Below are 14,038 nucleotides of genomic sequence, written 5' to 3' on the forward strand. Positions count from 1 at the left end.
CGGATTACTTCCCTATTACTTGCTTGTTTCGCGAGCCGCGCGGGCTTCCTGCATCAGCGCTTCGATCTCGTCGGCGGCGACCGGCACTTCGCGCGTCATCAGCTCGCAGCCGGTGGGCGTGACGACGGCGTCGTCCTCGATGCGAATGCCAATGTTCCAGTAGCGCTCGGGCACGCCTTCGGTCGGCCGGATATACAGACCGGGCTCGATGGTCAGCGTCATCGACGCCTGCAGCGTGCGCCACGGCAACGCGCCCGCTTCGTCGCGCGGCGCGCCGCGTTCGCGATAGTCGCCGACATCGTGCACGTCCATGCCGAGCCAATGGCCGGTGCGGTGCATGTAGAAAGGCGCGTAGGCGCGCTCCGCGATCACGTCTTCTAGCGAGGCGAACTTTGCGCGCTCGATGATGCCGGTGTCGAGCAAGCCCTGCGACAGTACGCGCACGGCGGCCTGGTGCGGGTCGTCGAAGGTGGCGCCGGCGCGGGTGGCGTCGATGGCGGCCTGCTGCGCGGCCAGCACGATGTCGTACAGCTCGCGCTGCGCCGGCGTGAAGCGGCCGCTCGCGGGGAACGTGCGCGTGATGTCGGAGGCGTAGCCGTCGAGTTCGCAGGCCGCGTCGATCAGGATCAGGTCGCCGTCCTGTGCAATGGCGCTGCCCGCCGGGTAGTGCAGCACGCAGGCGTTCGCGCCCGCGGCGACGATCGACGTATAAGCCGGCGCCTGCGCGCCGAATTTGCGGAACGTGTAGAGCAGTTCGGCTTCGAGTTCATATTCACGCACGCCGGGACGGCACGCGGCCATTGCACGACGATGCGCGTGGGCCGAGATCTGCCCGGCGCGGCGCATGATGGCGAGTTCGTGGTCGTCCTTGATGAGCCGCATGTCATCGAGCAACGGAACGAGATCGTGGGCGGCGGCCGGTGCGGCGACTCCGCCGCGCGCCTGAGCGCGCACCGCGTCGAGCCAGCCGCGCACCCGTTCGTCCAGTTGCGGCGAGGTGCCGAGCGCATAGTGCAGCGCCGGCTTGTCGGCGAGCAGACGCGGCAGCTGCGTGTCGATTTCGCCGACGGCGAACGCCGCGTCGAAACCGAATGCCGCGCGCGCGCCGTCCGGGCCGAAGCGGAAACCTTCCCACGTCTCGCGCTCGACATTCTTGTCGCGGCAAAACAGCACCGAAGCCGGCGCGCCGGGCGCGGCGCTGGCGTCGAGCACCAGCAACGCCTCGGGTTCGGTGAAGCCGGTCAGGTAGTAGAAATAGCTGTCGTGCCGATAGGGATAATCGGCGTCACGGTTGCGCAGCGCTTCCGGTGCGGTGGGGACGATGGCGACGCCGCCGCCCGCCGCCCGGAGCGCGGCGAGTACGCGCTCACGGCGCGTGCGGTAGACGTCGATGGCGATGGTGGGTTCGGTCGGCTGGTTCATCGTGCGATTGTAGCGCCCATGCACGGAGTTATTTTGCGCGGGATACTGACGCGAGCGGGGGCGAAGGTGTCCGCGGCGCCGTTGCAACCCGCCCACAGCGAGGCTGCATGCGGCTCGCGAAGCGTCGCCACAACGCGCGTGAACGCTCGCTAAAGCCGCCGAGCACTTATACTTTCGCCGGATTCAGGAAAAGGCAGATGGTAATGATGAAACTCATCGGTTCGCTCGCCAGCCCCTTTGTGCGTAAAGCGCGCATCGTGCTGGCCGACAAGAAGATCGACTACGAACTGGTGCCCGAGAATGTCTGGGCGCCGGACACCCGGATTCACACCTTCAATCCGCTCGGCAAGGTGCCGTGCCTCGTCATGGAAGATGGCGAAGCGGTGTTCGACTCACGGGTGATCTGCGAATACGTGGATACGCTGTCGCCGGTCGGCAAGCTGATTCCCCAGTCGGGACGTGAGCGCGTCGAGGTGCGCTGCTGGGAAGCGCTCGCCGACGGCGTGCTCGACGCAGCGGTGCTGATTCGCCTCGAAGGCACGCAGCGCGCGCCGGAGCAGCGCGTGGACGCGTGGGTCGCCCGCCAGCAGCGCAAGATCGACGAAGCCCTTATCGCAATGGCGCAGGGATTGGGCAGCAAGACCTGGTGCGCAGGCAATCACTACACGCTCGCCGACATCGCGGTGGGCTGTGCATTGGGCTATCTGGATTTCCGCATGCCCGAATTGAACTGGCGCGAGCCGTACCCGAATCTGGACAAACACTTCCAGAAGCTCTCGCTGCGCCAGTCGTTCATCGATACGGTGCCCGTCAACTAGGCCGGCGTCTTACTGCTTGCCGTTCTGGCGGCGCCTGATACCCGGCCCGAACGCAAAGCCGAACGCCAGCAGAAACAGTGAAACCGCCAGCACGGTGTTGTTGCCGCTCGTGACATACGGCGTGCTGCCGGAAGTGCCTTGCACCGTGAGGTCGAGCGAGCCGACCGTGTAGGGTTGCAGGCGCCCGAGCACCTTGCCGTTGGCATCGATCGCGGCGGTCATGCCGGTGTTGGTCGCGCGCAGCATCGGGCGGCCGGTTTCCAGCGAACGCATGCGCGCGATCTGCAGATGCTGGTCGAGCGCGATCGTGTCGCCAAACCAGGCCAGATTGGTCGAATTGACCAGCACGCCGGCGGGCGTGTCGCTTTCGCGAATGGTCCGCGCAATCTCTTCGCCGAAAATATCCTCGTAGCAGATGTCCACCGCGACCGGCTGGTTGTGGACCATGAACGGCTTCTGCACCGGCGCGCCACGGAAGAAATCGCCGAGCGGGATGCTCATCAGGTTGACGAACCAGCGGAAGCCCCACGGCACGAATTCGCCGAACGGCACGAGGTGGTGTTTGTCGTAGCGATAGACGTCGCGCGTGCCGGGCGTGACGCCGAACAGGCTGTTCGTATAGTCGATTACCTGGCCCTCCGGTGTGATCGTGCCGCCGATCGCGCCGAACAGGATTGCGCTGCCCGTCGTGTCCGAGAAGTTGCGCACCGCCGACGCGAAGGGCGCCGGCAATTGTTGCGCGAGTACCGGAATGGCGGTTTCCGGCGTGACGATCAGATCGGCCGGCTTCGAGGTGATCATCTGCTGATACTGGTCGATCGCGGCGCGCATGCCGGATTCCTCGAACTTCATTTCCTGTTTGACGTTGCCTTGCAGCAGGCGCACGGTCAGCGGCGCGTTGGCCGGCACAGTCCATTGCACGAGCGGCAGCAGCAGGCCGGCGGCGATCAGCGCCAGCGCGATCGCGCCAGGCACGGCGACGCGCGCCGCATCCGGCTTGGCGGCGTTGCTGCCGGCTTCGCCGTTGGCGTTGCCGCGCGGCTTGCGCGAGCGCAGTAGCGGCAGCAGCGCCTGCACGATCAGCGCAGCCACCAGCGCTAGCATCCAGCCGACGCCGTATACGCCCGCCACCGGTGCGAAACCGGCGAACGGGCCGTCCACTTGAGCGTAACCGCTGGCAAGCCACGGAAAGCCCGTGAACACCGTACCGCGCAACCATTCGCCGATCGCCCATGCGCTCGCGAACGCCAGCGCCCCGTGCCATGTGGGCGAGAACGGTGTGTCGTCCGGGGCTGCGCCATTGCGCGCGTGACCGGCGCAGAACGACCAGACACCTGCCGCCAGCGCCGGATAAACCGCCAGATAGAGCGAGAACAGCACCACGGCCGCGCCGGCGAGCGGCGCTGCCATGCCGCCGTAAAAATGCATGCTGACGTAGAGCCACCATACGCCGGTCACGAAATTGCCGAAGCCGAACGCGCCGCCCGTCAGAGCGGCACTTTTCCAGCCTGTGGCACGCGTGAGCCAGGCGAAGAAGAACACGAAGATCGCGAGTTCGAGCCAGCCGCCGTGCGGCGTCGGCGCGAACGAAAGCGTGTTGGCCGCGCCGGCGGCCAGCGCGACGAGGTAGTGCCAGCGAGGCAGCGTGCGGCCGCGAACTTGCTCGGCGGCGGAAGCGTTCACGCCGCGGCGCGAACGGGAAGTTATCGGGTCGGCCATTGTTGCGCGGTCGGCGTGAGGGGTTGAGAAGCGGGTTGAAAAGCGGGTCGAAATGCGAGCTAAGCAGCGAGCCAAAAAGCGGACTAAGCAGCGAGCCGAAAAGCGACCTGAAGAAGCGGCGAGAAAACCGGCCGCAACCGGATCAGGTCTGCACGTGCTGCGCTTCGCGCTCGCGCTGGCCGGCGAGCGGATCGCGGCGCACCAGCAGCATGTGAATCTGGCGGGCGTCGCCGCGCAGAATCTCGAAGATCAGATCGTCGAGGCGCACCTTTTCGCCCCGATGCGGCACCCGTCCGAAGTGATGCGTGACGAGTCCGCCGATCGTGTCGACTTCGTCGTCTGAATAATGGGTGCCGAAGGCTTCGTTGAACTGTTCGATTTCGGTCAGCGCGCGCACGCGGAAACGTCCGTCCGGCGAGGCGATGATGTTGCCGCTTTCCTCGTCGAAATCGTATTCGTCTTCAATATCGCCGACGATCTGTTCCAGCACGTCTTCGATCGTGATCAGGCCGGCCACGCCACCGTATTCGTCGACCACCACCGCGAGGTGATTGCGATTCACGCGGAAGTCGTGCAGCAGCACATTCAGACGCTTCGACTCGGGGATGAACACGGCTGGGCGCAGCATGCCGCGCACGTCGAACTCTTCTTCGGCGTAGTAGCGCAGCAGGTCTTTGGCGAGCAGCACGCCGATGATGTTGTCGCGATTGCCTTCGTAGACCGGATAGCGCGAGTGCGCTTTTTCCAGCACGTACGGGATAAATTCGGCGGGATTGTCCGCGATGTTGATCGCGTCCATTTGCGCACGCGGCACCATGATGTCGCGCGCGCTGAGTTCAGAGACCTGGAATACGCCTTCGATCATCGACAGCGAGTCGGCGTCGATCAGGTTGCGTTCGTGCGCGTCCTGCAGAATTTCCAGGAGTTCGGCGCGCGAGTCGGGCTCAGGCGAGATGAAGTCAGTCAGACGCTCGAGGAGTGAGCGCTTTTCCTGCGGTTTGTCGGTATGGCGTCGACTGGGATACGTGTCGTTCATGGTAGTGCGCCCGGCAAGACTGGGCGCGCTGTTGCAGAGCATTAAGGATACACCAGGCACATGGCAGGACCGTGTCCCGCCGGGCTGGGCGATGAGTGAAGCTGGGGTGAAGCGGCTTCGCCGTGAAGGGCGGGCGTGGGTCAATCCTAACTGATTACGCGCGGAAAAGCGTTTCCAGGAAAAAAAGCGCCGTTCGTGACGATTATTCCTGGTCGGTCTTGAGGTCCGCTTTGACGTTAGCTTTGACGTCCGCCTTCGCGCCCACTTTTCGGCCCGCCTTCAGGTCCGCCTCGCGGCTTTCCTCACGGCACCGTTCGAGCAGCGCTTCGAGCGCGCGGTCCGGCATGCCGCTTTCGCGCAGCGCATGCACGGTGCGGCTGACGTAATCGAGCGTAGTACCGTAGCGACCGCTGGCGCAACCGAACACGGTTTTGACGATGTCGTCGTGCAGCTTGCCCGTGTAGCTCGGCACGTCGCGGCGCATCACGAACGCCAGCGCATCGACGCGCCGGCCGTCGGCGAGCACGCACGGCAGCCATGCCGGCCGATACGATCCCATTGCCATTTCGCGGCGCCAGAGCGCCTCGAGATGCGGCGCCGAGCCTTCGGCCGCCAGCCGGAACGCGATGCCGGTGCACGAGCCGCCGCGATCGAGCGCGAGCACGAGGCCGGGCTGTTCGGGCGTGCCGCGATTGACGCGCGACCAGAGATAGAGTCCGCGATGGTAGCCGTGAACTCGCGATCGGGTTGCTTCGACGGTGGGCAGGCCGGGATTCCAGATCAGCGACCCATAGCCGAACAGCCACAGATCGCTTTTGCGGTCCCAGTCGCGCAGCGTGCAGTCGAGCGATGCGCGCAGTTCCTCGTCTGTCAGCAGCCGCGATTCGCCGAGCACCGGTGGATAGTCCGGGCAGGGCGTTCGGGTGTCGGCTTCAGGGGACGAGGTGCTCACGATGGGCTTTTGTGCGGGTTGGGCGTTGGCGGCGCGTTGTTAAGCTGCGCCTACTGGTACGGATCGGGAAACCCGAGCTTGCCGAGGATTTCCGTTTCGATCGCTTCCATTTCCTCGGCTTCTTCCTCGACTTCGTGGTCGTAGCCCTGGGCGTGAAGCGTGCCGTGCACGAGCAGATGCGCGTAGTGCGCGACGAGCGGCTTGCCCTGCTCGGCGGCTTCCTTCTCGACCACCGGGCAGCACAGGATCAGGTCGCCCGTCACCGGATCGTCTTCCGACTCGGCGTAGGCGAAGGTCAGCACGTTGGTCGAATAATCCTTGCCGCGATAGGTGCGGTTCAGCGTGCGGCCTTCTTCGGCGTCGACGAAACGCACGGTCAGTTCACCGTCCGCAAAGAGCGCTGCCTTGATCCAGCCGGCCACGGTGGCGCGTGGCAGCAGCGCCTTGTGTTCCGGCCAGGCCTTGGCAGCGGGGAATTGCAGGTTCAACGTCAGTTTTGGGGCGCGGCTCATGCGGTTTCGTCGTGTTGCGTTTTTTGCGTTCGTTGCGGTTGCGGGCGATTAGCGCGAATCCGCCGGACTGGCGGTTTTCTGCGAATGCGCATCGTACGCCTCCACAATTCGCGCGACCAGCGGATGCCGCACCACGTCCGCACTCGTAAAGCGTGTGAGCGCGATGCCGCGTACGTCGGCGAGCACCTGCTGTGCTTCGATCAGACCGCTCTTGTGGCCGCGCGGCAAGTCGACCTGGGTCGTGTCGCCGGTCACGACCGCTTTCGAACCGAAGCCGATCCGCGTGAGGAACATTTTCATCTGTTCGGGCGTGGTGTTCTGCGCCTCGTCGAGAATGATGAACGCGTGGTTCAGCGTGCGGCCGCGCATGTACGCGAGCGGCGCGATTTCGATCATCTGCCGCTCGAACATCTTGGCGGTTTTGTCGAAGCCGAGCAGGTCGTACAGCGCGTCGTACAAAGGACGCAGATACGGATCGACCTTTTGCGCCAGATCGCCCGGCAGGAAGCCGAGACGCTCGCCCGCTTCCACAGCCGGACGCGTCAGCACGATGCGTTTGACCTGATCGCGCTCCAGCGCGTCCACCGCGCAGGCCACCGCCAGATAGGTCTTGCCGGTGCCGGCCGGGCCGATGCCGAAGGTCACGTCGTGCGAGATGATCTGCTTCAGATACTCGCGCTGCGCCGGCGTGCGGCCGCGCAGATCCGCGCGCCGCGTGTACAGCTTCGGGCCGAGTTCTTCGACGTCGTCGTCCACGGCGTCGGCGGGCTGGTCGAACGGATGATCCGGATTGCCCGGGAAACGCGGGTCGACCGCTTCCGTGCCGTGTCCGTTGCCGTTCGCGCGATGCCGCGCGGGCTGACGCACTTCAACGAGCGCGAGCTGGATGTCGTCGACCGACAGCGGCTTCTGTGAGTTGTCGTAGAACTTTTCGAGCGCGGTGAGCGCGAGTTTCGCGCCGCGTCCACGAATCGTAATGCGGTGGCCACGGCGTTGCAGCGTCACGTCGAGCGCCTGCTCGATCTGACGCAGATTTTCGTCGAGCGGGCCGCAGAGGTTGGCGAGCCGCGCGTTGTCTTCACGCGGTGCGGTGAATTCCAGATGCTGCTGAGTGGTCTTCAAGGCGGTGGTTCGATCCTGTCGGTTTCGATACGCGGGTTACTTCGCGGATTTGCGTCGCGGGTTGGCGTCGCTCAGTGGGTCGTGGCCGGTGCGTCGTCATGCACCAGCACGAGCTCGCCACGTAGCGAATGTGGGTACGCTTTGACGATTTTCACGTCCACCATCTGGCCGATCAGCCGCGAGTGCGACGCGACCGGCGCCGGGAAATTCACTACGCGGTTGTTTTCGGTGCGGCCCGCGAGTTCATTCGGGTCCTTGCGCGCCGGGCGCTCGACCAGAATGCGCTCGATCTTGCCGACCATCGAATCGCTAATGCGCTGCACGTTTTCCTCGATGGTGGCCTGCAAATGCTGCAGACGCTTGAGCTTCACCTCACGGGGCGTGTCGTCGTGCAGATTCGCGGCCGGCGTGCCGGGGCGCGGGCTGTAGATGAACGAGAAGCTGGTGTCGTACTTCATCTCGTGCACGAGCGCCATCATCTTGTCGAAGTCTTCTTCCGTCTCACCGGGGAAGCCGACGATCATGTCCGTGGAGAGCGACAGGTCGGGGCGGATCGCGCGCAGCTTGCGGATTACCGATTTATATTCGAGCACCGTGTAGCCGCGCTTCATGGCCATCAGAATGCGGTCCGAGCCGTGCTGCACCGGCAGATGCAGGTGGCTGACAAGCTTCGGCACCTTCGCGTAGGTGTCGATCAGGCGCTGCGTGAATTCTTTCGGATGCGACGTGGTGTAGCGAATCCGTTCGATGCCCGGAATATCCGCGACGTATTCGATCAGCGTGGCGAAGTCGGCGATTTCCGACGAACCGAGCGTGAGACCGGCGCGGTAGGCGTTCACGTTCTGGCCGAGCAGCGTGACTTCACGCACGCCCTGATCGGCAAGGCCGGCGATTTCGGTCAGCACGTCGTCCAGCGGGCGCGACACTTCTTCGCCGCGCGTGTACGGCACGACGCAATAGCTGCAGTACTTGCTGCAGCCTTCCATGATCGACACGAATGCGCTCGGGCCGTCCACACGAGCCGGCGGCAGGTGATCGAACTTTTCGATTTCCGGGAACGTGATGTCCACTTGCGCGCGGCCGCTTTCGCGGCGCTTGTCGATCATTTGCGGCAGACGGTGCAGCGTTTGCGGGCCGAACACCAGATCGACATACGGCGCGCGCGCAACGATCGACGCGCCTTCCTGGCTCGCCACGCAGCCGCCCACGCCGATAATCAGATTCGGATTCGCTTCTTTCAGCTCGCGCACGCGGCCGAGGTCGGAGAAAACTTTTTCCTGGGCCTTTTCGCGCACCGAGCACGTGTTGAACAGAATGACGTCCGCGTCTTCCGGCGTGTCGGTCTTGACGAGTCCTTCAGCCGCGCCGAGTACGTCGACCATTTTGTCGGAGTCGTACTCGTTCATCTGGCAGCCAAAGGTCTTTACATAAACTTTCTTGGTCATCGAATTTCGCCGGTCGCAGTGGTTAACCTGGGGGCGTCGTTTAAAAGGTGAAGAGGGGCGAAACGTGCGCGCGGGCCGTGTGGCGGCGCTTTCGGCCACTGGCGGGCGGGTTTCGGGGCACGTTTGCAGCGTAGCTCAATATTATAGCCCTTCGCGCGATGCGGTTTCCGCGGCCGCCTTGCGGCCCGCCGGCTCAGGCGGCAAGCCCAGCAACCCTTCCAGTTCATCCGACACGCGCGCGAAGCGTTCACTCAGGAAGTCGAGCAGCACGCGCACACGCGGCGCCATGAAGCGGTTGCGATGGTAGAGCGCGTGCAGTGGCGCATCCGGATAACGCCATTCCGGCAGCAGGATTTTCAGGCCGTCGGCGCGCAGGTCGGCTTCCACGTCCCACATCGACTTGATCACGATGCCGTAACCGCGCAGCGCCCATTCGCGGGCCACCGCGCCGTCGTTGGTCTCACGGGCGGTTTCGAACGGCACGGTGTAGTGCTGCACCTCGTCGCCGCGCGTGAACCGCCATTCGTTCACCGGCCCGGATGCGGTGCCGAGCACGATGCAGTCGAAATTCGTCAGATCGTGCGGATCCTTCGGTTCGCCCTTGCGTGCGATGTAGTCCGGCGACGCGCACAGCACGCGGCGGTTCGGCGCCAGCTTGCGGGCGACCAGCGAGCTGTCCTGCGGCACGCCGAAGCGGATCGCCAGATCGATATCCTCCTGCACCAGATTCGACAGCGAATCCGAGAGCGTCAGCGCGAAGGTCACTTCCGGATAGAGCGCGTTGAACTCGTCGAGCCAGTGCATCAGCAGATTGCGGCCGAAGTCCGAGGTGGCCGACACCCGCACCTTGCCGCGCACCACGCCCTGGCCGGCTTGCAGGGCGGCTTCGGCGTCGTCGAGCGATTGCAGCGCCTGACGGCAGCAATTCAGGTACAGGCGGCCTTCGTCGGTGAGTCGGAGTTGACGGGTGGTGCGTTCGAACAGGCGCGCTTTGAGGCCGGCTTCGAGCTTGGCGAGGCGCGCGCTGGCGGCGGCTGGCGTCAGGCCCATCTTGCGGCCCGCCGCCGACAGGCTGCCTTGCTGCGCCGCTTCAACGAACAGGCGAATGTCACCGAGGTTGTCCATGGCAGTTCTTTCAAATCAGATTTGAAAATGCTTCAAATGCTACGCCAATTATCAAATCGACGCGTGTCCTCGACAATCCCAGCATCGAAATCCCTGATGCCGCCCGAACCATGCACCTCGATCACGCGACGATCGTCACCGCCGACCTCGATTCCGCCCGACATCTCTTCGTCGATGTCGCCGGGCTGACCGAGGGCGCGCGTCCGCCGTTTTCGGTCGACGGCTACTGGCTCTATGCAAACGGCAGCCCGCTGATTCATCTGATCGACGCGACGGTGCCTGCCTCGGCCGGCAGGATGGCGCCGCGTATCGATCACATCGCGTTCCGTATGGAGAGCGCCGCCGAATGGCAGGCGCTGCTCGGCCGCTTGCATACCCACGGCGTGGACTATCAAACGGCGCATGTGCCGCAGATGGGCCCGCAGGAAGCTCAGGCGCAACTCTTCGTGGCGCTTGCGCCGGGCGTCGTCGTCGAATTCGTGACGGCGCTGCATCACGCTCAACCTTGAATGCTGGAGTAGAACAATGCCCATTCCATTACTGGCGCTGGCGATCAGCGCATTCGCGATCGGCACGACCGAATTCGTCATCATGGGCTTGCTGCCCGAGGTCGCGCACGATCTGGCCGTGTCGATTCCATCGGCGGGCTTGCTGGTGAGCGGCTACGCGCTCGGCGTCGCCGTCGGCGCGCCGCTGCTCGCGGTGGTGACCAGCAAGATGCCGCGCAAGCTGGCGTTGCAGTTGCTCATGGGCGTGTTCATCGTCGGCAATACGCTGTGCGCGATCGCGTCGAGCTATTCCGTGCTGATGGTCGCGCGGGTGGTCACCTCGTTCGCGCACGGTTCGTTCTTCGGCATCGGCGCCGTGGTGGCGGCGTCGCTCGTGCCGGCGGAAAAGCGTGCGAGCGCGATCGCACTGATGTTCACCGGCCTGACGCTCGCGAACGTGCTCGGCGTGCCGTTCGGCACGTTCATCGGGCAGGAGTTCGGCTGGCGCGCGGCGTTCTGGATCGTCAGCGCATTCGGCGTGCTGTCGCTCGCGGGCATCACGGCGCTGCTGCCGAATCGTCACGACGCCGGCCCGGTCGGTCTCGGTCATGAAGTGCGCGTACTGAAGGACCCGCAAGTCTGGACCGCGCTCGCGATGACAGTGCTCGGCTTCGGCGGTGTATTTGTCGTGTTCACCTATATCGCGCCGATTCTCGAACAGGTGAGCGGTTTCTCGCCACGCGGCGTCACGCTCATCCTGGTGCTGTTCGGCGTGGGCCTGACAATCGGCAACACGGTGGGCGGCAAGCTGGCGGATCGCGCGCTGATGCCCTCACTGATGGGCATTCTGGTCGCGCTGGCGGTGGTCATGGCGATTTTCGCGCGCACCAGTCATTCGCAAGTGGCCGCGGCGATCACAATTTTCGTGTGGGGCATCGCCGCCTTCGCGACGGTGCCGCCTTTGCAGATGCGCGTGGTCGAGAAGGCCGCTGCGGCGCCGAATCTGGCTTCGACGCTGAACATCGGCGCGTTCAACGTCGGCAATGCGGGCGGCGCGTGGCTCGGCGGGCTCGTGATCAACCACGGCCATTCGCTCGATACCCTGCCGTGGGTCGCGGCGGCGGTCAGCGTGGCGGCGCTGCTGCTCACGTGGTTCGCGGCGCGCATGGACGCGCCGGCCTCGAGCGCGGTGCAGCGCGCGTGAAGGTGTGGGTGTGTCAGCTGGCGAGTCGGCGCGTGTGCGCGCCCTTATGAAAAATTCGCACAAGCATTGCGGAAAACGTCCTCCGCAATGCTGATAACAGTGTGAAGATAACTTCGTTGGGCGCGGCGGGACGCGATGCTATCGTGCTTGCACTAACCGCTTGCCCGCCGTCCGGCGGCGCTTCTGGAGGCAATCATGCATTCCCCGCTTGCGCTGGTTCGCGATCCCACGGCTGACACCGATGCGTCGCCGCGTGCCGCAGAACCCTTCGATGCACTGGAACATCTGGTCGGCGTGAATCTCGCCCGCTTGCGCGCCGAACGGCAACTGTCGCTCGACGCTTTGGCCCGCGCGTCCGGCGTGTCGCGTGCGATGCTCGCGCAAATCGAGTCGGCGCGCAGCGTGCCGTCCATCAAGGTGCTGTGCAAGGTGGCGGCTGCGTTGAAGGTGTCGGTGGCGGCTTTCTTGCGCCGTCATGCGACTAACGGCTTCGAGCATTTACCGGCGGAGCGCTCGTCGCGCGTCGTCAGTTCGAATGGGCGCTATTCGGCCCGGCCGCTTTATCCCGACGCCGAGCCGACCGCCGCCGAATTTCACGAACTGCGTATCGCGCCGTTGCACACCGAGGCCGGCACGCGCCGCGCGCCAGGCACGACGGTGAATCTGGTGGTGAGCGAAGGCACGCTGGAAGTCAGCGTGCACGATCAGCGCCAGTTGCTGGCCACCGGCGACGCGATCGTGTTCGACGCCGACCAGCCGCACAGCCTGCGCAATCCCGGCGACACGGAAGCGCGCGCGTTTCGCGTGACGCTGAAGGCGGAGACGCCGCCGCGCTGGGACGTGCCCGCGCACGGCGAGACCGCGCGCGAGGCCGCGCCGGTTTGATCACGTTTCGCAGACGGGTGAGCCACGAATCCGGGATTTCCGTCTGATCAGTAGGGTTGCGCTGCATGGGCGGCGCGGCTGTTGTATGCTTTGCCAGCCGGTCGATCCGGCAATCAGTGCGTCTTCAGGGCGGGGTGAAATTCCCCACCGGCGGTATGCCGGCAGCGCGAAAGCGTGAGCCGGTGAGCCCGCGAGCGCCCGCGTCGTCAGTGTGTTTGGACCTGTGCAACTGCGTTGCATGGGACCAGCGTAATCGCCAAAGCGATCACGCTGGTCGACATGGGGTCAGCAGATCTGGTGAGAAGCCAGAGCCGACGGTTAGAGTCCGGATGGAAGAAGATGTGCAGATAGTCATGTTCGTTTCCGTGGCGCCGCTTGCAGGTCCGGGCGGTGCGCGAACGCCGCCTGAAGCGGCGTTCAGCGGCGCGTCTTTGTCTGTTTGCAATGCCCTGAAACGTTTTTCGCCCAACTTTTGCGATGAGCGTTTCAACTATGTCTTTTGCTACTTTTCCTGCTCCGTCGACGATTGCGGATAGCGCATTCCTCGATCTCCCCTTGCTCGACACCGAGCCCGTTCCGCCACGTATCGCCGCCGCCTTGCAAGCCATGCGCGATGGCCGCGCCGTCGTGCTGCAAGACGACCACGACCGCGAGAACGAAGCCGATCTGATCGTCTCCGCCGAGCGTCTGTCCGTCGAAACCATGGCGTTGCTGATTCGCGAGTGCAGCGGCATTGTGTGCCTGTGCCTGCCGGACGAGAAGATCCGCGCGCTCGAATTGCCGCCGATGGCTGTCAACAACGAAAGCCGTCACGGCACCGCGTTCACCGTCTCGATTGAAGCGCGCGACGGCGTGACCACCGGCGTATCCGCACTCGATCGCGTGACGACAATTCGCGCCGCGATCGCCGATACGGCCAAGCCCGCCGATATCGTGCGCCCGGGCCATGTGTTCCCGTTGCGTGCGCAACCCGGCGGCGTGCTCGCCCGTCGCGGCCATACCGAAGGCACGGTGGACCTGGCTATTCTCGCGGGTCTGAAGCCGGCCGGTGTGCTGTGCGAACTGATGAACCCGGACGGCACGATGACGCGCGGCGCAGACGTGGAGCGCTTCGCCGCGCAACACAATCTGCCGATGCTGACCATTGCCGAACTGGTGGAGTTTCGTCAGGCGTTGGCGCAAGCGCGCGAATGCGTGGCTGACGAGGCTTAGTGCGGGAAGGGTGCGCGCGCGTGAGGTGAGGCGCGCACTCGCTCCAGTTCGGACGCAAAAAAGCCGGCTCTTCCAGCCGGCTTTCCATTTGCCGCAAA

At 64.8% G+C, this 14,038-nt stretch carries 14 protein-coding genes and 1 riboswitch; of the genes, 6 read left to right on the forward strand and 8 right to left on the reverse strand.

Annotated features, from left to right (window positions below; translation table 11 throughout):
* Positions 1-15 precede the first annotated feature (15 nt).
* On the reverse strand, positions 16-1,422 hold the full coding sequence (locus P0D70_RS23145; protein ID WP_408186169.1) for an aminopeptidase P N-terminal domain-containing protein: 1,407 nt from the start codon (positions 1,420-1,422) through the stop codon (positions 16-18).
* Positions 1,423-1,625: 203 nt separating this feature from the next.
* Here P0D70_RS23145 and P0D70_RS23150 point away from each other — a divergent pair, with 203 nt between their 5' ends.
* Complete coding sequence (locus P0D70_RS23150; RefSeq protein ID WP_408186170.1) at positions 1,626-2,240, forward strand: glutathione S-transferase C-terminal domain-containing protein; 615 nt, start codon at positions 1,626-1,628, stop codon at positions 2,238-2,240.
* A gap of 9 nt (positions 2,241-2,249) precedes the next feature.
* On the opposite strand, the gene lnt is transcribed toward P0D70_RS23150, so the two are convergent.
* The 7 genes from lnt to P0D70_RS23185 form a co-directional block, all read right to left on the reverse strand.
* Positions 2,250-3,959, reverse strand: coding sequence for an apolipoprotein N-acyltransferase (lnt, locus tag P0D70_RS23155; protein ID WP_408186171.1), 1,710 nt, complete (start codon positions 3,957-3,959; stop codon positions 2,250-2,252).
* Positions 3,960-4,101: 142 nt separating this feature from the next.
* Positions 4,102-4,995: a CorC family transporter gene (locus P0D70_RS23160; protein ID WP_408186172.1), complete on the reverse strand. Its 894-nt coding sequence runs from the start codon at positions 4,993-4,995 to the stop codon at positions 4,102-4,104.
* A 202-nt stretch (positions 4,996-5,197) separates the two neighbouring features.
* Positions 5,198-5,947, reverse strand: a complete 750-nt coding sequence (locus P0D70_RS23165; RefSeq protein WP_408186173.1) for a gamma-glutamylcyclotransferase — start codon at positions 5,945-5,947, stop codon at positions 5,198-5,200.
* A gap of 50 nt (positions 5,948-5,997) precedes the next feature.
* Entirely contained in the window at positions 5,998-6,459 is a 462-nt protein-coding gene (gene ybeY / locus P0D70_RS23170) for an rRNA maturation RNase YbeY (protein WP_091799244.1), read from the reverse strand.
* Positions 6,460-6,507: 48 nt separating this feature from the next.
* A complete protein-coding gene (locus P0D70_RS23175; RefSeq protein WP_408186174.1) occupies positions 6,508-7,581 on the reverse strand; it encodes a PhoH family protein in 1,074 nt (357 codons plus the stop codon).
* Between the two features lie 71 nt (positions 7,582-7,652).
* Entirely contained in the window at positions 7,653-9,026 is a 1,374-nt protein-coding gene (miaB, locus tag P0D70_RS23180) for a tRNA (N6-isopentenyl adenosine(37)-C2)-methylthiotransferase MiaB (protein WP_408186175.1), read from the reverse strand.
* A gap of 141 nt (positions 9,027-9,167) precedes the next feature.
* Positions 9,168-10,151, reverse strand: coding sequence for a LysR family transcriptional regulator (locus P0D70_RS23185; protein WP_408186176.1), 984 nt, complete (start codon positions 10,149-10,151; stop codon positions 9,168-9,170).
* Between the two features lie 110 nt (positions 10,152-10,261).
* On the opposite strand from P0D70_RS23185, the gene P0D70_RS23190 reads away from it, so the two are divergent.
* The 5 genes from P0D70_RS23190 (at position 10,262) to ribB (ending at position 13,940) form a co-directional block, all read left to right on the forward strand.
* A complete protein-coding gene (locus P0D70_RS23190; protein ID WP_408186177.1) occupies positions 10,262-10,660 on the forward strand; it encodes a VOC family protein in 399 nt (132 codons plus the stop codon).
* A gap of 16 nt (positions 10,661-10,676) precedes the next feature.
* Positions 10,677-11,843, forward strand: coding sequence for an MFS transporter (locus P0D70_RS23195; RefSeq protein ID WP_091799257.1), 1,167 nt, complete (start codon positions 10,677-10,679; stop codon positions 11,841-11,843).
* 195 nt (positions 11,844-12,038) lie between these two features.
* Positions 12,039-12,728: a helix-turn-helix domain-containing protein gene (locus tag P0D70_RS23200; protein WP_091799260.1), complete on the forward strand. Its 690-nt coding sequence runs from the start codon at positions 12,039-12,041 to the stop codon at positions 12,726-12,728.
* Between the two features lie 116 nt (positions 12,729-12,844).
* A riboswitch (FMN riboswitch) is annotated at positions 12,845-13,073 on the forward strand.
* The gene (locus P0D70_RS23205; RefSeq protein WP_177205068.1) at positions 13,058-13,264 is read left to right on the forward strand and encodes a hypothetical protein; all 207 of its coding nucleotides are present in this window, start codon (positions 13,058-13,060) and stop codon (positions 13,262-13,264) included. Its footprint overlaps the riboswitch before it by 16 nt.
* The gene (ribB, locus tag P0D70_RS23210; protein WP_091799263.1) at positions 13,221-13,940 is read left to right on the forward strand and encodes a 3,4-dihydroxy-2-butanone-4-phosphate synthase; all 720 of its coding nucleotides are present in this window, start codon (positions 13,221-13,223) and stop codon (positions 13,938-13,940) included. Before P0D70_RS23205 ends, ribB begins: the two co-directional genes overlap by 44 nt.
* Positions 13,941-14,038 lie beyond the last annotated feature (98 nt).

The organism is Paraburkholderia sp. RL17-381-BIF-C (genome assembly GCF_046026435.1).
Taxonomy (GTDB): domain Bacteria; phylum Pseudomonadota; class Gammaproteobacteria; order Burkholderiales; family Burkholderiaceae; genus Paraburkholderia.